General features: G+C 71.1%; 16 protein-coding genes. 9 read left to right on the top strand and 7 right to left on the bottom strand.

The window, feature by feature from the left end; translation table 11 throughout:
• The 3 genes from AB0C82_RS23255 to AB0C82_RS23245 all read right to left on the bottom strand — a co-directional run.
• Positions 1-1,148, bottom strand: a 1,148-nt coding sequence (locus tag AB0C82_RS23255) for a PA14 domain-containing protein (RefSeq protein WP_362845161.1), incomplete at its 3' end; no start/stop codon positions are given.
• 156 nt (positions 1,149-1,304) lie between these two features.
• On the bottom strand, positions 1,305-2,141 hold the full coding sequence (locus tag AB0C82_RS23250; protein ID WP_362845159.1) for a hypothetical protein: 837 nt from the start codon (positions 2,139-2,141) through the stop codon (positions 1,305-1,307).
• A 204-nt stretch (positions 2,142-2,345) separates the two neighbouring features.
• Complete coding sequence (locus AB0C82_RS23245; protein ID WP_362845157.1) at positions 2,346-2,504, bottom strand: hypothetical protein; 159 nt, start codon at positions 2,502-2,504, stop codon at positions 2,346-2,348.
• 323 nt (positions 2,505-2,827) lie between these two features.
• On the opposite strand from AB0C82_RS23245, the gene AB0C82_RS23240 reads away from it, so the two are divergent.
• Both AB0C82_RS23240 and AB0C82_RS23235 read left to right on the top strand, forming a co-directional pair.
• Positions 2,828-3,589 (top strand): SDR family oxidoreductase, encoded by a 762-nt coding sequence (locus AB0C82_RS23240; RefSeq protein ID WP_362845155.1) that lies wholly within the window; start codon positions 2,828-2,830, stop codon positions 3,587-3,589.
• Positions 3,590-3,820: 231 nt separating this feature from the next.
• Positions 3,821-4,663, top strand: coding sequence for a helix-turn-helix transcriptional regulator (locus AB0C82_RS23235; protein ID WP_362845153.1), 843 nt, complete (start codon positions 3,821-3,823; stop codon positions 4,661-4,663).
• Positions 4,664-4,784: 121 nt separating this feature from the next.
• Here the strand turns inward: AB0C82_RS23235 and AB0C82_RS23230 are convergent, their stop codons facing one another.
• Complete coding sequence (locus AB0C82_RS23230) at positions 4,785-5,378, bottom strand: MBL fold metallo-hydrolase (RefSeq protein WP_362845151.1); 594 nt, start codon at positions 5,376-5,378, stop codon at positions 4,785-4,787.
• An 82-nt stretch (positions 5,379-5,460) separates the two neighbouring features.
• Between AB0C82_RS23230 and AB0C82_RS23225 the strand changes: the two genes are divergently transcribed.
• From AB0C82_RS23225 to AB0C82_RS23210, 4 genes are all read left to right on the top strand, one after another.
• Complete coding sequence (locus tag AB0C82_RS23225) at positions 5,461-6,414, top strand: helix-turn-helix domain-containing protein (RefSeq protein ID WP_362845148.1); 954 nt, start codon at positions 5,461-5,463, stop codon at positions 6,412-6,414.
• 204 nt (positions 6,415-6,618) lie between these two features.
• A complete protein-coding gene (locus tag AB0C82_RS23220) occupies positions 6,619-11,463 on the top strand; it encodes a HEAT repeat domain-containing protein (protein WP_362845145.1) in 4,845 nt (1,614 codons plus the stop codon).
• 102 nt (positions 11,464-11,565) lie between these two features.
• Positions 11,566-12,054: a hypothetical protein gene (locus AB0C82_RS23215; protein WP_362845143.1), complete on the top strand. Its 489-nt coding sequence runs from the start codon at positions 11,566-11,568 to the stop codon at positions 12,052-12,054.
• Positions 12,055-12,331: 277 nt separating this feature from the next.
• The gene (locus tag AB0C82_RS23210) at positions 12,332-13,912 is read left to right on the top strand and encodes a carbohydrate-binding protein (RefSeq protein ID WP_362845141.1); all 1,581 of its coding nucleotides are present in this window, start codon (positions 12,332-12,334) and stop codon (positions 13,910-13,912) included.
• Between the two features lie 105 nt (positions 13,913-14,017).
• On the opposite strand, the gene AB0C82_RS23205 is transcribed toward AB0C82_RS23210, so the two are convergent.
• On the bottom strand, positions 14,018-14,371 hold the full coding sequence (locus AB0C82_RS23205; protein WP_362845139.1) for a hypothetical protein: 354 nt from the start codon (positions 14,369-14,371) through the stop codon (positions 14,018-14,020).
• Positions 14,372-15,022: 651 nt separating this feature from the next.
• On the opposite strand from AB0C82_RS23205, the gene AB0C82_RS23200 reads away from it, so the two are divergent.
• Positions 15,023-15,376, top strand: coding sequence for a MerR family transcriptional regulator (locus tag AB0C82_RS23200; RefSeq protein WP_362845137.1), 354 nt, complete (start codon positions 15,023-15,025; stop codon positions 15,374-15,376).
• Positions 15,377-15,521: 145 nt separating this feature from the next.
• Here AB0C82_RS23200 and AB0C82_RS23195 read toward each other — a convergent pair whose 3' ends face one another.
• Complete coding sequence (locus AB0C82_RS23195) at positions 15,522-16,094, bottom strand: CGNR zinc finger domain-containing protein (RefSeq protein ID WP_362845134.1); 573 nt, start codon at positions 16,092-16,094, stop codon at positions 15,522-15,524.
• Between the two features lie 176 nt (positions 16,095-16,270).
• Here AB0C82_RS23195 and AB0C82_RS23190 point away from each other — a divergent pair, with 176 nt between their 5' ends.
• A complete protein-coding gene (locus AB0C82_RS23190) occupies positions 16,271-16,726 on the top strand; it encodes a VOC family protein (RefSeq protein ID WP_362845131.1) in 456 nt (151 codons plus the stop codon).
• A gap of 13 nt (positions 16,727-16,739) precedes the next feature.
• Entirely contained in the window at positions 16,740-17,681 is a 942-nt protein-coding gene (locus AB0C82_RS23185) for a pyridoxamine 5'-phosphate oxidase family protein (protein ID WP_362845129.1), read from the top strand.
• 173 nt (positions 17,682-17,854) lie between these two features.
• Here the strand turns inward: AB0C82_RS23185 and AB0C82_RS23180 are convergent, their stop codons facing one another.
• Positions 17,855-19,942: a pectinesterase family protein gene (locus AB0C82_RS23180; RefSeq protein ID WP_362845126.1), complete on the bottom strand. Its 2,088-nt coding sequence runs from the start codon at positions 19,940-19,942 to the stop codon at positions 17,855-17,857.
• Between the last annotated feature and the right edge of the window lie 66 nt (positions 19,943-20,008).

Below are 20,008 nucleotides of genomic sequence, written 5' to 3'. Positions count from 1 at the left end.
GGAACGCCCGACCGGTATTCGACGCCGAGCTGCGTGACGGCGGCCGGCGGGGTCAGGTCGGGGGTGGTGAACGTCGTGGCGGCGGAGTACGCGGACCAGTTGCCCGCAGCGTCCCGGGCACGGCCCCGGTAGGTGACCTTGCTGCCGTCGGCCGGGTAGCCGGTGTCACAGATCGCGCTCTTCGCGCCGGAGTAGACGGTGTTCCAGCGGTTCGTGGTGGTGTCGAGCCGCTGCATCTCGTACCAGGCGATGTCGGCCGCGTTGCTCGGCGTGGTGACCAGCTGGGGGGCCGCGTAGGGCTGGCCGGACGGGCACGAGTCCCACTCGACGAAGGGGGCGGCGGGCGGCGTCCTGTCGAGGGTGGTGACGAGCTGGTCGGTGCTGCCGCCGGAGACGTTGCCCGCCCTGTCGACGGCCCGCACCTCGTAGTAGTAGGACGCGCCCGTGTTCGGCAGGGCGCTGTCCGTGTACGACGTGGCGAGGGTCGTCGCGAGCGGCTTGGTGGCGTACGCGGCGCCCTTCAGCCGCCGGTAGACCCGGTAGCTCGCGAGGTCCATCTCCTTGTTCCTGGACCAGGTGAACTTGGCCGCTCCGGTGGTGGAGTTGTACGCCGCGGCCCCGCCGGTCGGGGTGAGGGGCTTGACCTTGTCCACGTCGGCGGAGGTGCGCGGCGTGTAGGCGTACGTGACGTTCGCGCTGCCTGTCCAGTTGACGAAGTCGACGCGGAGGGTGTGCCTGCCGCTGGGGATCGTCACGTTGACCGTCTTCTTGACGGTGGTCGAGACGTTCTTCCACAGGTCGATCTTGCGGACACCGTCGAGGTAGACCCGCACGCCGTCCCGGGCGGAAGCCGCGAACGTGAAGGGGCCACCGGAGCCGAAGTCGCGCGTCACCGACCAGCGCACGCCGAAGTTGTTGTACGGCATACCGGAGACGGGAGCACCCGTGCCCCAGTTCTGGTTGATCGTGGAGTCACAGTCCGTCTTCTTCGGCGTGCCCGAGAACGTCGTGTTCGCGAAGAACTGCCGTGTGAAGACGGGGGAGGCGCAGCTCACCGCCGCGGAGGCGGGTACGGCCGTCGCGTAGAGCACTCCGCCTGCCGTGGCAAGGAGCAAGGCGGTGGCGACAGTGCGTCTGGCTGGGTTCATCAAGTCCTTCAGTCCTGTTCGGCGACAGATGTCGATCAGACGTCGTCGATCAGGACCAACAAGAACGTCGATTGGTTGTACGCCTCGGCCCACCACCCGGGGAGGTTTCCGGTCAGCCGGCACGGGGGACGCGTCTGCCCGGCGGACGGGCCGGGATCAGGGGCGCTCGAAGTACTGGAGGACGCCTCCGACGGAGAAACAGAGTGCTCCCGTGAGGGTGCCCCAGTTGGCGATGTCGATGTTCACGGCGCTTCCCGTGGCGGGACGGGTGAAGTCAGCCAGCGCCGAGCCCATGAAGAGCACGGATCCGAGTTGGTTGACCGCGACGATCCACCAGCCGAATTCGTGGAGACGGATGCCCGGCCGCCCGTGGCAGATCTCGGCCAGGGCGAGGTGTCCCGAGATGAGGAACAGGATGCATCCGACCACGTCCGGGGCCCAGACCAGCCTGTTCATCTGTTGCACCGAAAGCCCCTGCAACAGGGAACTGAGCAGATTGATGCCGAACACGAGCGTTCCGACGAAGAGCAGGAAGGTACTGAGCCAGTCGATCCGCTCGGGTTCGTAGCTCCACCACCTCCAGCGCCGTACGGCGAGTGACCCGGTTCCGCCGTCCTGGCGTGGAGCGTTGACCGCCTGGAGCAGCGACACGTAGCCGCCCAGGTTGAAGAACAGACCGCCGGAGAAGTAGATCCAGGCACTCGTCAGGGCGCCCGTGCCGAACTGGCTCACGGCGGCTCCGGCGGCGAACAGGCCCCCACCGACCGCGAACGCACCCGCCGCGATGGCGTTCAGTCTGCGTAGACGTCCGACCGACCGGCTGTCCGCTCTCAGGGAGCGGAGCTCCGGCTCGCCTGCGGCCCGCACGGTGAGCAGGCCTCGCTTGCGTGCCGGCCGGGACTCCCAGACCGCGGTGCCCCCGTCGCTGAGGCGCCACGTCAGTCGGGTGGTGAACGGCCCCGCACCCTCGGCGGTCCTCTCGATTCGGCTCACCTGCCGACCCTAGCCCTTTGGTGCCCATTTGACCCTTATGCGGGTCCACGAGCCCGTGTGGCCACCGTGACCGACGCTGACTCCCGAGCCGGGAGCGCGAGTTCGCTTCTCCTCACCCTCGGTGAGGTGGCAGCCGGTGCCGGGGCGAGCCCCAGGACTGCGTGCCCCCAGGGCACGCAGTCCGCCGGAGTGCTGATCAGTCGGTCAGTGCGGGCACAGGGCGAGCCCTTGCGCGAGCCCCTGGTCCGTCGCCCCGCGCTCCAGCGCCCCGCGTTCGCCCGCGCCGCCTCTGCGCCGCAGCGCGACCAGGCACATCCCGACCGCGGCCACGAACAAGACCACCATGGAAACGATTACGACCATGCGTCCCCCATTTGTCCGGCGGGACCGCCTGCGGTCCCTTGGGTCCGGCGGGACCGTACCGCGGTCCCTGTCAGTCGCATTGTCGCCTGCCGTCTGTCCGCGGGGAAGCCTCGCGAGCCCCGGCATCGGCATCCGCGCCCCCTCGCCGCCCTCGCCGCAAGGGGTCCGGCCCGACCCGCAGGGCTCAAGGGGGGACACATCGTCCCTGGACCAAGTGAGCCTTCCCCGTTCCAGCCGGGCCGCGCATGGTCGGTAGTGCGGTTGATCCGCGGCGTGGGCGGCCGGACGGCCCCGCGCATCAGAGAGCCACGAGGAGCACCGGAATGACGCAGCAGACAATCGCCCTGATCACCGGTGGCAACCGCGGACTGGGCCGCGCCACCGCTCTCAAGCTCGCCGAGGCGGGTACCGACGTCGTCCTCACCTACCGGTCGAACGAGGCCGAGGCCGTCGAGGTCGTGGACGCGGTCATCGCATTGGGCCGCAAGGCTGTCGCCCTCCGACTGGACACCACTTCGCTCGACACCTTCCCCGCGTTCACCGCCGACCTGCGCACGGCCCTGGACACCACCTGGGGCCGCGAGACCTTCGACCACCTGGTCAACAACGCCGGAGTCGCGGCGTACACGCCGGTCGGCCGGACCACCGTCGAGGCGTTCGACCTACTGGTGGACGTGCACTTCAAGGGCGTGGTCTTCCTGACACAGGAGCTGCTGCCGCTGCTCGCCGATGGTGGGCGCATCGTGAACCTGTCCACGGGGCTGGCCCGGTTCGCGAGCGAGGGCTTCAGCGTGTACGGCGCGGTCAAGAGCGCTGTCGACACGTACAGCCGTTACCTGGCCAAGGAGTTGGGCGGGCGCGGCATCAGTGTCAACACCGTGGCGCCGGGACCTATCGCCACGGACTTCGGAGGTGGAGCGGTCCGGGACGACCAGGAGATCAACGCCCACTGGGCCGGCAACGCCGCCCTCGGCCGCGTCGGCCTGCCCGACGACATCGGCGCCGCGATCGCCGCCCTGCTCTCCCCCGGCACCGGCTGGATCACCGGCCAGCGCATCGAAGCCTCCGGGGGGACCCTGATCTGATCACCCGTAGGACGTGGACGGAGACGGCCGGCGACCACCGCGCTGCCCGGTGCCGGCACAGGACGCGGCAGCGGGCGCGGACCGGCACCAGCACCGGCACCAGCACCGGCACCAGCACCGGCCTGCCCCGTACCGCCTTGCCCGCCGGCAGGGAGACGTCCGGTTCACGTGAGCCGCGCCGTACGGAGTGGCCTCTCCCCCCACATCGCCGAGCAGCGAGAGGATCGGATCATGGACCGCGCCCAGCTCTCCGACTTCCTGCGTACCCGCCGCGAGGCCCTGCAGCCCGAGGACGTCGGCCTGACCCGTGGGCTGCGCCGACGGTCCCGGGGCCTGCGCCGGGAGGAAGTCGCCCTGCTGGCCGGCATGTCCACCGACTACTACGCCCGCATCGAGCAGCAGCGCGGCCCCACCCCCTCCGAGCCGATCCTGGCCGCGATCGCCCGCGCCCTGCGCCTGACGCACGACGAACGCGACCACCTGTTCCGGATCGCCGGGCACCGGCTGCCACCCGGCCCCGTCCCTCTCACCGACCATGTCTCACCAGGGATGATGCGCATCCTGGACCGGCTGGCCGACACCCCGGCACAAGTGCTGACCGCACTCGACGAAACCCTGGTCCAGACCCGGCCGGCGGTCGCCCTCGTCGGCAACGACATCGGCCACACCGGACTGTCGCGCAGTCTGATCTACCGCTGGTTCACCGACCCGTACGCCAGAAGGGTCTACCCCCGGGCGGACCACCCGCTGCACAGCCGGGCCTTCACCTCCGACCTGCGCGCCGCCTACGCCCGCCAGGGACCGGAGTCGAGGGCGGGCGAGATCACCGATGCGCTGCTGGCCGGGAGCGAGGAGTTCGCCGCGCTGTGGAACAAGCACGAGATCGGTGTCCGGCGCCCCGACGCCAAGCGCTTCGCCCACCCCGACCTCGGCATCCTGGAACTGCAGTGCCAGGCCCTGCTCGACCCGGGTCAGGACCAGATCCTCCTCGTCTACACCGCCACCCCGGGGACGGACAGCTACGACAAGCTCCAGCTGCTCTCCGTTCTCGGAGACCGGCAGGACCACCGGTAGGAGCGCCGCCGGATGGCCGGGCCCGGCCTGCCCCGCAGCCGGGCGTACGTGCCCCGGACGCTCCGCGTCGCGCAGGTCCCGGCGTGACAGCCGGGGCCTGTACGGCGGATCACGTACGTCCTCAGCGCGGCGCGGTGTCGTCGGCCGGGAACGCCGGGCCGTGGCCGGGCACGATCACGTCGGCCGCGGCGAGCACCCGGAGACGGGACTCCAGCAGCATCTCGTGGTCCGGGGCCACCGGGTCGTCCACCGGGCCGTTGGGGCGCCACCACAGGTCGCCGACGAAGGCCACGACGCCCGCGTCCGTACCTGCCAGCAGGGTGATGTCCTCGCGGCTGTGTCCGGGAGTGCGGATCAGCCTGAGCGAGGGAGTCAGTTCGTAGCCCTCCGCGTCACGGTCGGTCCACTGGTCGTTCCGGTAGATCGCCTTGTGGTCGTGGACGCGAGCCTGACCGAAGAGGCCGACGTTCATGGTGTTGTCCGGGTGGTGGTGACTGAGCACCACGTCGGTGATGTCGTCCGGGCCGATCCCCGCCTCCGCGAGGGGGCCGAGGATCCGCTCGCGGCCGGCCACCATGCCCGGGTCCACGATCACGTGGAGTCCCCCGTCACTGATGTACGAGACGGTGGCGGCCACCCCGGGACCGGTGGAGAGGGTGTAGCCGGTGGTCAGGATCCTGTACTGGGCGCTGCGGCCGAGCGGTGCGTCTGTCATGCCCTCAAGTCTGCTGAGCAGCAAGGCTGTTCACGAGTGGCCGTGCTGCCACTGATCGCAGGAATCGTGCCACACTGCCCCCATGCCGCCCTTCGTCACCGTCGCCGCCTACGCCCCGCCCGGTGTCGGGATGCTCGCAGCCGGCATCGTCTCCGAGGTCTTCGACGCCCGCGGCCAGGGCCTGCCTCGCTTCGACTTCGCGCTCTGCACCGAACGCCCCGGACTGATCCGCAGTGACGTCGGGCTGCCGGTCATGGTCGAGGCCGGGCTGGACCGGCTGGCCTCGGCGGACCTGGTGATCGCCCTCCCGTGGGCGGACTTCCGCACGCCCCCGGGACCCGCCGTGCTCGATGCCCTGACCGCCGCGCACCGGCGCGGCGCACTGGTCGCGGGGCACTGCGTCGGCGCCTTCGCCCTCGCCGCTGCCGGACTCCTCGACGGACGGCGGGCCACCACCCACTGGCGGTTCGCCGGCCTGCTGGCCGACCGGCACCCGGACGTCACCGTCGAACCGGACGCTCTCTACATAGACGAGGGCCTGATAGCCACGGGCGCGGGCGCCGCTGCCGGTTTCGACCTGTGCCTGCATCTCCTGCGCCGGGAGTACGGCGCCGCCACGGCCAACGCCATCGCCCGCGACCTCGTCCTGCCGTCCCACCGCGACGGGGGACAGGCCCAGTACCTGGCCGCTCCGGCGCCCGAGGACTGCCAGGACGACCGGCTCGCGGACGTTCTCGCCTGGGCCCGCGAGAACCTCCATGAGTCGCTCACGGTAGCGGAGTTGGCCCGCCGGGCCCTGATGAGCAGGCGGTCCTTCGCCCGTCGCTTCGCCGCCTCGACCGGAACCACACCGCACGCCTGGGTGCTCGGTCTGCGGCTCAGCCTCGCCGAGGAGCTCCTGGAGACCACGGACCTCCCTGTCGAGGAGATCGCCCGCCTGGTCGGCTTCGGGAGCGCGTCCGTCCTGCGCTCGCAGTTCGTACGGCGCCGGGGCGTGCCGCCCCGCTCCTACCGGCGGTCCTTCAGCCGTACGTGACGGTGAGCACGGCAGCGTCTGCGCGCTACGCCGATGCGCCTGGCAGCTCCGGGGTGCGTTTCGCAGTACACGAGGGCTCGGCAGGGCGTACGCGGGGCGGCTTCGCAGTACACGGAGGGGGAGCGCTTCGCACGGATACGCGGGAGCGCCTGCCCCCTGATATTCCGGTGGTGGGGCGGGGAAAGCCGCCGTTAGCATCCGCTGATGACCGTGCCGGCAGACGAAGCCTTCCGCGAAGCAGTCCGCCGAGCCGACGCCGGTCGGCTGTCCGGTCGCCTCGACGCTCGGCTCTGTCCCCCGGACGCCCTGGGTGAACTGATCCGGCACCGCGATCCGCAACTACGGCGTCTCGGGCTCGTACTCCTCGCCGAACGGGTCGCGTCGGGTTCCGCGGTCGGCGACCACGCGTGGTCCGAGGAGTGCGCGGCGTTGCTGCCGGAATCCGCGTCGGTATCGGCGGTGGGTCCGCCGGAGACGGCGCTCGTGCTGGCGGGGCTCTACGCGCGGCTCGGCCCCTTCCTGGGAGCGCGCGCGTGGCCGCGGTGGCGCGCGGAGGAGTTGCCCGTGCGGGTACGGATCGCCTGGCTGCGCGCCGAACTGTCCAACGAACCGTCGGTGATCCGTGACGAACCTCCGGGTGAGCTGCTCTACCAGGCCGTCCGGGCGACGAGTGCGACCGAGGCGCACCGGCTCGCGGAGCTCGTGGACGCGTTGGCGGACAGCGGTGACCCCGTCCTCCTGGCCGAGGCGCTGCGACTGGCCGAGCAGGGCCTGCGGGCGGGGCTGCTGGCTCCCGGGCGGGTCCGCGGCGTCGTCATCGGCCTGCTCGGCAGCAGCCACAGCACCGTCACCGAAGCCGCACTGGCTGAACTCACGCAGCCCTGGGCGGCGTTGGATCCGCTTCCGGCGCCCCGACTCACTTCGTTCCTTTCCGCCGGGGCGGCGATCGCCCGGCCCCGGGTCGCTGACGCCGCTCTCGCCGTCGCCGCTCACCACGGGCACGGTGACCTGCTCCGGCAGGTCGCCGGAGATCCGGATCTGCCGCCGGGGCTCCGGCGCGGAGCGCTGGAGCTGCTCGGTGATCTGGCGGTCCGCGGTGACATCGGCGACCTGACCGCCCTGGCCGCGCGCGACCCTCTGCTGTTCGGTGGAGCCCTGGTGACCTGCCTGCGCGGGCTGCACCGGCGCGGCCATTTCCCGGAGGCAGGCCACGTGCCGTCGCTTGTCGGCCTGGCGCTGGAGGACCACTCGGTTGCGCCCGTCGAGATCGCGACGATCCTCTTCACCTGCCGAGAGGCGATGTTCCGCGTACTGGTGGACGCGGAACCCGACGATCCGAGCTGGCCCAGGCGGCTCGCGCTGCTCGTCGCCCTGGCCGGGCAGGGTACGGGGGAACTCCCCGTCGGGGCCGCGATCACCCGCGTACTGCCGCTGGCCCCTGCGCCCGGGCCGTTCCTGGACGCGATCCGCGAGATCCGTCATGTGGACGCCGAGGAGGCCGTACTCGCCCTCCTCCCGTCGGCGCCCGCTGCGGCCCTGGACGCTCTGAAGGCGATCGGCGGGCACCGGACGGTATCGGTCCTGTGGGAAGGGCTCGGGCTGGGGGCACGGCAGAAGGAGAGCGCGGCCGCGCCAGACATGGCGTCCCATCTCCGGGCCGTACGGACCCAAGCCCTGGAACTGCTGTGGCATCTGGCCTCGGAGGCCGGACAGGCGGGCGCGTTCGAGGAAACCGGGCAGGACGACCTGGCCACGCGGTCCGGCCCGTCCGGGGTGACGACCCTGCGCCGCGCCCTCCTCGTACGCCTCGATCCCGCCGGCCTGCCACCCCGCATCGCTGCCGACCTGGGCGGTCCTGACGAACAGGAACTCGCCCTGCTCAGCGCGCATACGGACTCCGGCGACCCGGTGGCGGCGCTGCGCCGACTCGCCGCGCACGCAAGTGCGGGGACGTTGCCGGCCATCGCGGATCTGCTCGCGCGCATCGTCAGCGAGCTGGCGGCGTCCCGGGAATGGGGTCCCGAGAGCGGCCGGGCAGGCGGTCCGGCGGGCGGAGGGGCGGGCGGAGGGGCAGGCGGTCCGGCGGGCAGCGAACCCGTCGTCCCACAGGAGGTGTCGGACGCTCTGCACGCGCTGGGCCGTCGTCTCCACGAACGGGGGAAGATCAGGCCGTCGTGCCTCCTGGACGCCCAGGACGCGCAAGCGGCCGGCCACGCGCTCGTCGCGACCACGGCGCTGGACCTGCTGGAACGGCCGGGGCTGTCCGACACCGAGCAGGCCATCCTTCTCGAACTGCTGCTCCGCGCCCCCTACTTCCGAACGCGGGCACGCGTGCACCGTCTGCTGCGGCACCGCGACAGACACGTACGCAAGCACGTGATCGCGCTGCTCGCCCGCGACGCCGGGGGCGATGACGCGCAGGCGTTGTCGGCGACCTTGATCGCGCTGACCGGCGCCGCCGACGTGCAGACCGTACGTCAGGCCCTCCTCGCCCTGGGGCACGCCGAGGCCCGCTGGGCGTGCTCCGCGATCGCCGCATGTCTCGACCATCCGAACATGAACGTCAAGAAGACGGCCGCCGCGGTGCTGGTCCGTACCGGCACACCCGCAGCCGTGCCGAAGCTCCTCTTCTGGCTCGGCCACCACGACAATCCCGGGCTGCGCGCCCTGCTGGCCGAGGCGCTCCGTACCGTCCTCGGCACGGCGTACGCGGCGACACTGATCGCCGCCGCTGAGCGCGGTGACAGCAGCGGCCGCACAGTGGAACTGCTGCTGAAGGCACTGGCCGGCGAACTCCCGAGGCGCTCGGTCCGCGCGTTGGACGAGCAGGCCTCACCGATCGCGCCGGCCCTGCTCGCTCTCGTGGCGAGCGGCCGGATCACCCTCACCGAGGGGACGGTCGACGACCTCGACGCGCTGCTCCCCGAGCACGGCATCACCCCACGCGCCGGCTACAGGTCAGCGGGCGGCTGGCGGGACGGCGACGGCGACGGCTGGACCGACGATGACGGCAACGGCGTCGGCTGGACCGACGATGACGGCGACAGGGCCGGACCCGACATCGAGTCCCTGCTGCTGGACGGCTGGAATCCGTCGATCGCCCTGCGCGTCTCCGGGACGGAGAGCTCCGCACGCCCCGACCGGATACGCGCCCTGCGGCCCCAGCTCGCGAACTGGCTCGGCCTCGCCCGCTCCCAAACGGACGCGCGGCGCCGAGTGGTGCGTTTCGCTCTGCGGCTGTGCCCCGCACCCTGGACGGACACCGAGCTGAGGACGTTCGCCCGGTTCGCTCTGCTCCTGGCCGAGGCGCTCCAAGGAGCCTCGGACAAGGACCGGCAGGACCTCGTGGCGGTTCTCCACGCGGCCGCACCGATGCTGACGGCGGCCGAAAGGCCCGCTGTCGCCGACGCCGTACGGTTGCTGCCTCCCGCTCCAGCGGGACCTACGTCCACGCAGGCGCTGCTGCTGCGCCTCGACGCGGTGCTGGTCCGCGCCGACCTCGAACAGGCACTCACCGCGGCACGGCTCGGCGCCGACCCCTGGCTGGCCGAGGCCGCCGTGCTGCGCGAAGCCTTCGGCGTGGACGAGTCCCCGGCGCCCCCCGCGCACACAGCGCACCCGTCGCGTTCCACCACGCCCGCGACCTCCGCGACGCGCGCCTGGCGGGCCGCGCTGGACGCGGCTGTACGCACGCCGGGCGCCCTGGCCGAATTCCGTACGGCTCACGCCGGAGCGGTCAGCTCCCGGGAGCGGCTGACCGCCCTCATCGAGGTGTACGCCTCCGCCGCCCCGGAGGTCCGTACGGCCCTCGTCGACTGGATGACCGCTCTCCAGCCACTCGACACGCCCCCGTGGACCATCGCCGAGACCGCCCGCGAACCGGCGCCGCCCGCCACACGCACCGTCCGCGTCGACGATCTCGACCAGCCGCGTTCGACCGCGCAACGGGAACGGCTGCTGGCGATGCTGCGGGGACCGGCTGCGGACAGCAGAAGGACGGCGGCCCGCGCGCTCCTCGAATGGCCCGAGCACCACGCCCGGTTGCCGGTGCTCAGGGCGTTCGTCCGGGGCCACATCGACCTGCCCGCCGTTCTGGGCGCCGACACCGTACTGGCAGGCGCGCTCCCCCTCGTCGACGAATCGGAGCTCCGGGCCGACGGCATCCTGCCGGCCAGGGTGGCTCTTCTGGCCTCGAAGCTCGGCCCGTGGGACGTTGAACCCCTGATTCCGCTGTTGCTCGAATGGTGGGAGCACGCCCCGCCCGCCGCCGCCCCGGCGGCTCGCCGCGCGCTGCGCACGGCTCCCGCCGACGTGCTCGCGGAGCACCTCGGCGACCGCCTCGCAAGCGGGGCCTGGGGATACCTGGACCTTCTCGTCGACTGCGAGCTGCTGCGCACCTCCGCACTGACCACGCTCTGCCGACGGCTGCGGGCCGAGGGACGCGACGACCTGGCCGACCGCCTCCGTATCGTCGACGGCCCCCTGAGCGATCCGTACGCCGCGCGACCGCCCCGGCCGACTCCTGCCGACGGCCCGCACCAGCCACCGCAGCCGTCCCCGCCCACCTCGCGGGAGCTGCTGCACCTGGCCCGGACCGGCACCCACGAGCAGATCCGCCGAGCGCTCACCGGCCTGACCGAGGCCGGCCAGGACCGCGTCCCGAGCTCTGAACTGCGTGAACTGATCGACGAGTTGCTGCACCACCCCAAGCCCGGCATCCGCCTCCACGCCCACCGGACCTCGCGGGCGACGATGGACCGGCCGGCCTATCTGGGCCATACGTCGACGCTTCTGGACGACCCCCAGCCCAGCATCGTACGAACGGCGGTCCGCACCCTCTGCCACGCCGCGTGGGCCCCCGCGATCCCCGCCGTGGCCGCGCTGCTCGAACACCCTCATGCCGTGGTCCGTGAGGCGGCGGCGCAAGGGCTCCTCACACTGGGCACACCGGCGGTCCCCACCCTCAGACGCGCGGCCGACCACGCCCGCCCGGACAAGCGATCGGTCTACACGGACGTTCTCCACCGAATAGTGTCCGCCCAGGACTGACAACCGAGGAGCACCCGGCCCCACCGCCGAGGACCGCATACGCAGCGCGGGGCCGAAAAAAACCACTGGCCGGAGCGGCTCATCAGCCTTCAGGATCCGCACATGGACCGGTTGCAGCACAGCGCGTGGCAGTACGTCGCAGAGGTGCTTCCGCCTCCGGAACTCCCCATGCTCGCCGCCTATGCGCTCGCCGACGGCCGCGACTCCCCCGCCCTCCGTGAGCTCGCCGGCCTGACCCGCCGCTGCGACGAAGCCGAGATCCGCGAGCTGTACGCCCTGGCCCTGGAGGAATCGGGCGTTGCCCTTCCCGATGAGGAGACGGCCGGACGGCTCGCCCTCGTCAGTCTCGCCATCGGTCTGTCGGACGGTGCTCTCAGCCCCATGGACGTGATGCACCGAATGGGACAGGCTCTCGCAGCCCACACACCGCAGGAGACGCGATTCCTCTCCGCCGCGGCGGAGTACGACGGATGGTTCGGGCCGGACCGCCTGACCACGTGGGAGAAGGCACTCCGCAGCGCCGCACGTGCCCTGGCGGACTCCACCGACCTGGCCCCCGCGTCCACGATCGGCAGCCGGCCGAGCGACTGATGTCGTTCATGAACATGACCACTCATCACGTACACGACCGTTGACGCGGCCACGACATCACTCTACGGTCCATAGAAAGCGCTTGCGACCCCAGAGTCAAGGGCTCTTGCACGTCATCGGTACCCCCACCGTCCCCACCAGCAGCCCGTTCATACACCGGAACGGACCGCCGCCACCGCCCCACACCCGAGGAGGCCGGCCACGCCCGCCTCCCGGCACATCGCTCCATCTCGGTACCGAATCCCCTCCGTACCAAACCCCCCTCTGGAGACGAACGATGCAACTGAAACCCGTCATCGCGTGCGTCAGCCTTCTGGCCGGCACTCTCGTCGCGTTTTCCGGCAACGCGGCGCAGGCGGCATCGGTCCGGTACGAGGCCGAGCGCTCCCCCGCCGTCTGCAGCGGCGCCATCGAGTCCGAGTGGGGCGGCTACTCCGACAGCGGCTTCTGCAACGCAAGCAACGCGGTGGGCGCCCACGCGCAGTTCACCGTGAACGCCACCGCCGCGGGCACCGCGACGGTGCAGGTGCGCTTCGCCAACGGGACCACCACCGCACGGCCCGCGAACGTCACGGTCAACGGCGCGGCGGCCGGATCCGCGTCCTTCGAGGGCACCGGGGCCTGGGGCACGTGGGTGACCAAGACGGTCACCGTGCCGGTGCGGGCGGGCAGCAACACGATCCAGCTCAGCCCGACCACGGCCAACGGGCTGCCCAACGTCGACTACATCGACGTGGACGTCCAGGCGGGCGGCACCACGCCCCCGCCGACCGGTACCGCGCTCTACGTGGCACCGAACGGCACCGACGGTGCGGCCGGGACGGAGACCGCGCCCACGACGCTCGCCTCGGCGCTCACCCGCGTCCCGTCCGGCGGGCAGATCTACCTGCGCGGCGGGAAGTACGCGCTCGCGCAGACCGTCACCATCGCGCCGGACAACAACGGCACGGCCGGCGCTCCCAAGCAGCTCTCCGCCTACCCGGGCGAGACCCCGGTCCTGAACTTCTCCGCCATGGCCGAGGACCCCGCCAACCGCGGGCTCGCCGTGAACGGCTCGTACTGGAAGGTCAAAGGGCTCGTCGTCGAGCACGCAGGCGACAACGGGATCTTCGTCGGTGGCAGCAACAACACCATCGAGCGGACGGTGACGCGCTTCAACCGCGACACGGGCCTGCAGCTCTCCCGGATGGCCTCCACCACCCCGCGCGAACAGTGGCCGTCCAACAACCTCGTCCTCAGCGCGGAGTCGCACGACAACGCCGACTCCGACGGCGAGGACGCCGACGGGTTCGCCGCCAAGCTCACCGTCGGCTCGGGCAACGTCTTCCGTTACGCCGTCGCGCACAACAACATCGACGACGGCTGGGACCTCTACACCAAGACCGACACCGGCCCCATCGGCGCGGTGACCATCGAGGACTCCCTCGCCTACGAGAACGGCACGCTGAGCGACGGCAGCCAGAACTCCAGCGGCGACCGCAACGGCTACAAGCTCGGCGGCGAGGACATCAAGGTCAACCACGTCGTCCGGCGCAACATCGCCTACGACAACGGCAAGCACGGATTCACGTACAACCGGAATCTCGGCACGATGGCGGTCTCGGACAACGTCAGCATCGACAACACCGAGCGCAACTTCTCCTTCGACGGCGGCACTTCGGTGTTCCGGAACAACGTCTCCTGCCGCAGCGGCAGCGGCACGAACGACAAGACCGTGGGCGACGTGGACGGCACGAACCAGTTCTGGTCCGGCACGAACGGCTCCCGCTGCTCCTCGTACGCGGGCGCCCTGGCCTGGTCCTACGCATCGGACGGCCGCCTGGCAGTGACCTTCGGCGGAAACCGCGCGACTCCGTAACCGCGCGTCGCCCAGCAAGAAGGCCCAGGTCATCGACCTGGGCCTTCTTGCCTTCTTCACGTCACGTCACTGCGCGTCCCGTCTCCGCGGGTGCCCGGTGCGGGCTCAGTCGTAGCTGAAGTCGCCCACCGTCCAGGCGCTGACGTCGTCGATCGAGACCCGGTACATCCCGCCCGTCTCCGGGATTCCGACCGTGCCCTGCAGGATGCGGGCGACGTGGAAGTGCAGATGGGTGGGCGGGTCGTGCTTCTTGGTGGGGGCGGTGAAGATGCCGGAGAACTCGCCCAGTCGGGCCGAGTCCGTCAGGACCTCCGAAACACGCTGCCTCCACACGGCTTCCGGAGCCAGTCGGCCGGTGATGACAGCGCCACCGGCGACCACGGTCAGGGACATCTGATTGCTTTGCCCGGACTCCACCATGGCGGCGATGTCCACGAGCAACTCGTCAGTCTTCGACATGGAAGCCGAGTGTATTAGCCGGGCCGCCCGGGCATCTCTGGGACGGTCGGGTCCGCCGTCCTGCCCGCACCGTGCGCAGCCGATTACCTCGTCGTCGAGTGCTCGAAAATCTATGACGGTGAAGGTAGACATTGCCTATCGGCCTGACTATGGTTTCTCTCGTAGCCAGGTTGAAGGGCCCGGAGGGAACGAACTTCCGGGTAGCAGTACAAGCAGTTCGGTGCGGTGGTGGAGTCTCGAAGCCAGGGTTTTCGCAGGACGGCGACGGGGCTGGCGACCGGACCGGGTGGCCTGCGGTGATCAGGGGCCGCCACCAGTAGTCCGCCGGTACGGTGCACGCGTTTCAGGTGCACCGCATGGCTACGCCGGTATGCGCATCTGTCATCCAGAGGGAACGAACGGAGGATGCAGGCGCCATCAGGATCTCCCGGGCAGGTTGGCAACGGCCCGGGCACCGCAAGGCCCCGGAATGGAAGGTGGTTCCCGGTCGAGCAATCACGATCCCCGCACTCCTGCCCTCCTTCAGGGCGAGGCAGCGGAAACAGAAGGTCGGCGCAGCACTGAAGCCGACCGATGGTGTTGAATTTCCTTCGGGGCCTTGGTGCCAATCGGCACCAAGGCCCCTCGACGCGTTCCCAAGAAGAGGTGCAGATGACAGCGGATAATGATGCGCTCGGCGGCCGGCTCGACGACGATGACTACCCCGCCTACACCATGGGGCGGGCGGCCGAGATGCTCGGCACCAACGCCGGCTTCCTCCGTGCACTCGGAGAAGCCCGCCTGATCACCCCACTCCGTTCCGAGGGTGGCCACCGGCGCTACTCCCGGTACCAGCTGCGGATCGCGGCCCGCGCCCGGGAGCTCGTCGACCAGGGCACCCCTGTCGAGGCCGCCTGTCGCATCGTGATCCTTGAGGACCAGCTCGAGGAGGCACAGCGCATCAACGCCGAATACCGCCGCACGGCGGGCAAGGCGGAAGCGAAGGCGGGCGGGAGTTCCAGCTGATCCCATGACCGTTCACAGCCGGCCGACCTGCGCGCACGCACGTGCGTGCGCAGGGCCGGTGAGCGGAGAGTGAGCCGGGAGTGATCACCCCTCCCCGCGCCACCTCCGCGTCTTTCCGCACGCCGCACCGGCGCCCGGCCTCGCGTCAGGCGCCTGTGCGGCGTGCGTAGTGGCGCTGGGCCTTCGCGCGGTTCCCGCAGCCCGCCATCGAGCACCAGCGGCGGGTCCCGTTCTTCGAGACGTCGTAGAAGTGCAGGATGCAGGCGTTGTTGGCGCACGGGCGGATGCGCTCGGGGCGGCCGGCGAGCAGTTCCAGCCAGTTGTCCGCCGCATGCCAGGCGGGCGCCCAGGTCGCGTCCACGTCCACCCGCGTGCGCGGTGTCCCGTCCGGGCCCAGGATCCGGCGTACACGGCCATGGGACAGCACCTCATTGAGGGCCTTCACCGCGCCCTCCGGGGGCGGGTCCCCGCCTGCCACCAGGCCGTCGAGCGCCGTACGTGCCCGTAGAAGCCGGTCGAGCGTGGCGGCGTCGGCCGGCGGCTCGTGCGGATCGGTGATTTCCCGGACCGTGGGCGCGGCGAGCCAGGTGGCCAGCCCCTCGGGCGTCTCCAGCAGGTCGTGATGCCCCTCCGTGTCGATCCACCGCGTGTTCAGCAGGTCGAGCGCAAGCGGTTCGCCGGTCAGCGGACGCGGATCGGCCCCTGGGATCTGCGGCACAGGTCGGGCCCTTCCGTCTGGGACAGGCAGCCACCGGCAGGGCGGCTCACCACTCTCGATACTAACCGGCCAAGCTCCCGTGACCGGTTGACGGCGTTCCTTCTAACCCTTAACTTTCATTTCAACGGTTACGAGAAGCATCTCGCGGCCTTGACCCGGAAGCATGGGGAGCAGCCATGAGCAAGGCACCGACTCTGCAGACCGGCCACATCGGCCTGAACGTCACCGACCTGGACCGTTCGCTCGCCTTCTACCGCGAGGTCTTCGACTTCGACGTGCTGGCCGAGGGCAAGGAGGACGACCGCCGCTGGGCGTTCCTGGGCCGCGGGTCCCGGCTGCTCGTCACCCTCTGGCAGCAGAGCGAGGGCACCTTCGCGGCGGACCTGCCCGGCCTGCATCACCTGTCCTTCCAGGTGGACACCGTCGAGGAGGTCCGGGCCACCGAAGAGGTGCTGCGCGGGCTCGGTGCCGCGTTCGCGTACGACGGCGTCGTCCCGCACGGGGAGAACGGCACCTCGGGCGGGATCTTCTTCACCGACCCCGACGGCACCCGTCTGGAGATCTACGCGCCCACCGGGGCCGACCCGTCGGACGCGCCGACCGCCGGAGCTCCCACCTGCGGGTTCTTCTAGGAGGGAGCGGGTCGTGGACAGCTATCACCGCGGCGAGATCGCCGTACAGGACCGGGCCGGCCTCGCCCGGCAGGCCGGGTCCGCAGGCAGAGCGCTGAAGGACAGCGTGCCCGAGGTGGCCGCCGCCTTCCTCGCCGAACAGCCGATGCTGGTGCTGGGAGGCACCGACGGGGCGGGCCGGGTCTGGGCCACCCAGCTCACGGGCGAGCCGGGATTCCTGACCACGCCCGACCCCCGGACCCTGCGTATCGGTGCGCTCCCCCAGCCGGAGGATCCGCTCGCCGGCGTCCTGCTCGGTACGGGGGCGGGCGGGGCGCCCGCCCCCGCCCGGGTCGGCGCGATCGCCATCGAGCCGGCCACCCGCCGCCGTATGCGGATCAACGGCCGCTCCGTCCGGGACGGTGCGGGCCTGCGCGTCGACCTCGACCAGGTCGTCTCCAACTGCCCGAAGTACCTCCAGACACGCGACTACCGCCTCCTCCCCGCAGAAGGCCCCGGCGCCCGGCGCTCCGTCACCGACAGCCCCTCCCTGAGCCCCGCCCAGCAGCAGGCGCTACGGTCCGCCGATACCTTCTTCATCGCCACCGCGTCCGACCGGGGCGACGCCGACGCCTCGCACCGGGGCGGCAACCCGGGCTTCGTCGAGGTGCTCTCGCCCAACCGGCTGCGCTGGCCCGACTACCTCGGCAATTCCATGTTCCTGACCTTGGGCAACCTCGAGGTCAACCCCGCCGCGGGCATCCTGCTGCCCGGCTGGGACACGGGAAGCGCCCTGCACCTCACTGGCGCCGCCCGCACGGTGTGGGACGCGGCGGAGATCGCCCGTGTCCCCGGGGCACAGCGGCTCGTCGAGTTCGAGATCGCGGCCGTACGGGAGATCACGGCCGCCACGCGCCTGCGCTGGTCGCAGCCCGGATACTCCCGGTTCAACCCGCCGGTCGCCGGGATGCCTTGAGCGCGTCCCCGGTCAGGACACGGCGGCGCCGGCGCGCTCGCGGGCCGGGCGGCTCAGCGGACTCCGTGCACCGGGTGGGCAGCACGATCATTCCTGGGAAGCCCCGGGCCGCCGGCGGCCCGGGGCTCCTCCCCATGGGACGGATCGTGCGGTGAAACGGGGCGAGCAGCGTGTCAGGACGCCGTCGGCGTCCAGGCGCCGAGCCAGTCCGCCGTCTCCTGATCCGCGGCCTGGCTGTCGGTCAGCTGCGGGCGGTCGCCGCTCACGGTGCCCGCGCCCGGGCCGGTGTTCCTGTACTCGGCGAAGCGGTCGTCCTTCCACGGGAAGCCGCCCATGTCGGCCCACGGGGCCGCCTTGATCGCGGCGCTCAGCGTGGTGTCGCGGACGGTGGCCTGCGGGTCGAGCGTCGCGTCGCCGCCGGCGTGCCAGTTACGGCCCAGGTGGTAACTGCCCGCGTTCACGTCGCCGTTCACGACCGACCGGGTGATCAGGAAGCCCTTGCGGTCGGGGGCGGTGCTCGGCGCGACGATGTAGCCGCCGGACACGCCGTCCCAGCGCTTCTTGAGCGTCAGCACGGACCGGTCGATCACCGCGCTGGCCCGGCCGAAGACGAAGTCGACGGTCCCGGTTATGTAGGAGTTGGTGACGTAGACCCGTCCGAGCCGGTCCCTGGCCGCGGTGTCCAGCAGCAGGGTGTCCTGGTCACCGTCGACGATGACACCGTCGAGGAACACCTTGTCGGCGGCGGTGCGCAGGGCGACGGCCTGGTGGCCGCTGAGGCTCTGGTTCGCCCGTTCGTCGAAGTCGTTCGCGATGGTCAGGTTCCGCGCCTGGAAGTCGTCGGCCTCGACGGCGACCGTGGCGCTGCCGCCCGTGCCGTACGTCCCCGAACCGTCGGGCTTCGGTGTGCCCGCCGCGTTCCCGTAGACGATGACGGTGTCCTTGCGGCTCGCGCCGGAGCCCTGGATGGTGACGTGCCGCTTGTCGGCCGGGACCTTGACGGTCTCGCGGTACGTGCCGGGCGCGACCGAGATCACCACCCGTGAACCGTTGCCAGCGGGGACGGCGTCGACGGCCTTCTGCACGCTCGTGTACCGACCGCTGCCGTCCTTGGCGACGGTGATCGTCGTGGCGGCAGCCGCGGCCGTGCTCACCGTGCCGATCGTCCCGCGCGGACCGGTACCCGCCTTCAGCCGGGCCGGGACGTCGACCGCGCTGTCGAGGGTGTAGCTGTAGTACGTCCTCGGGTCGAACGCCGCGCCGCCCCCGCTCTCGTTGCGCCCGCTCGTCCCCTTGAAGACGTTCCCGCGCTGGACGACGGCGGCGGTGCCGTCCCGGGTGACGGGGTTCGCGAGGCCCTCGAAGTAGGAGTTCTCCAGGACCATCTTCGTGCCGCCGCGCGCGTAGTTCCCGTACGCCGTCGTGATGTCCGTCCCCGGAACGTCCTGGAGGTAGTTGTTGTAGAGGTGGGCGTGCGCGACGTTGTCCGTGGACGGATTGCGCTGCTCGGTCTCGCGGAACCAGTTGTGGTGGATCGTGAGATCGCTGGTGACGTTCTCGGTCCAGCCGATGCCGAAGGTCTTGTTGTTGTCGCTCAGCCTGTTCCACGACACCGTGACGTACGTACTGTCCTTGCGGATGTCGATCAGACCGTCGGCCATGTGCCGGAGGTCGTTGTGATCGACCCACACATGGTGGGCGCCGTCCATCTGGATCGCGTCGAAGTCGTGGTCCTTGTCGTTCCAGACGCCCTGGTACGAGTCCCGGATCGTCAGGTTCCGGATGATGACGTTGTGCACGCCCTGGCCGAGGAAGAAGCCGCCCCCGACGATCTGGCCCGACGTCCCGGCGCCCACGATCGTCTTGTCCGATGCGACCTTGATCTCCTTGCCGACCGGGTTCATCGTGATCGTCGCGGCCACGACGATCACGTACGGTTCCGGCGCGGTGGCGTACTTCTCCAGCTCGGCGAGGGACTTCACGGTGACGACCGCGCCGCCGCGCCCGCCGTACGTACCGTCCTGACCGAGCGCCTCGACCGAGGCGAAACCGTCGGCGGTGTCAAGTACCGCCGCAGGCAGGGCTGTTGACGCCGACGGTACGGCGGTCGCCGCCGACGCCGCCGACCGGCCGTCCTCGCCGAACAGTCCGAGGTCCGTGCCGTACGCCATGGCGACGGCCGCGGTGAGTGCCAGCGGGACGCCGACGGCCAGGGCGGGCTTGCGCCTGCGGTGACGGGAGGGGCTGCGTGTATCAGTCACGAGATGCGTCCGTTTCCACTCCGTGGGGGATGGGGTACTCGTCAGTCGCCACCGGCGGGCGCGAGG

Origin of the sequence: Streptomyces sp. NPDC048560 (assembly GCF_040650955.1) — a bacterium.
GTDB lineage: Bacteria > Actinomycetota > Actinomycetes > Streptomycetales > Streptomycetaceae > Streptomyces.
This window is presented reverse-complemented; position numbering and strand designations above follow the sequence as displayed.

Bases quoted from the DNA above. Each gene is read 5' to 3' on its own strand.
- AB0C82_RS23245 (WP_362845157.1), bottom strand. From the start codon at position 2,504: ATGGTCGTAATCGTTTCCATGGTGGTCTTGTTCGTGGCCGCGGTCGGG.
- AB0C82_RS23240 (WP_362845155.1), top strand. From the start codon at position 2,828: ATGACGCAGCAGACAATCGCCCTGATCACCGGTGGCAACCGCGGACTG.
- AB0C82_RS23235 (WP_362845153.1), top strand. From the start codon at position 3,821: ATGGACCGCGCCCAGCTCTCCGACTTCCTGCGTACCCGCCGCGAGGCC.
- AB0C82_RS23230 (WP_362845151.1), bottom strand. From the start codon at position 5,378: ATGACAGACGCACCGCTCGGCCGCAGCGCCCAGTACAGGATCCTGACC.
- AB0C82_RS23225 (WP_362845148.1), top strand. From the start codon at position 5,461: ATGCCGCCCTTCGTCACCGTCGCCGCCTACGCCCCGCCCGGTGTCGGG.
- AB0C82_RS23220 (WP_362845145.1), top strand. From the start codon at position 6,619: ATGACCGTGCCGGCAGACGAAGCCTTCCGCGAAGCAGTCCGCCGAGCC.
- AB0C82_RS23215 (WP_362845143.1), top strand. From the start codon at position 11,566: ATGGACCGGTTGCAGCACAGCGCGTGGCAGTACGTCGCAGAGGTGCTT.
- AB0C82_RS23210 (WP_362845141.1), top strand. From the start codon at position 12,332: ATGCAACTGAAACCCGTCATCGCGTGCGTCAGCCTTCTGGCCGGCACT.
- AB0C82_RS23205 (WP_362845139.1), bottom strand. From the start codon at position 14,371: ATGTCGAAGACTGACGAGTTGCTCGTGGACATCGCCGCCATGGTGGAG.
- AB0C82_RS23200 (WP_362845137.1), top strand. From the start codon at position 15,023: ATGACAGCGGATAATGATGCGCTCGGCGGCCGGCTCGACGACGATGAC.
- AB0C82_RS23190 (WP_362845131.1), top strand. From the start codon at position 16,271: ATGAGCAAGGCACCGACTCTGCAGACCGGCCACATCGGCCTGAACGTC.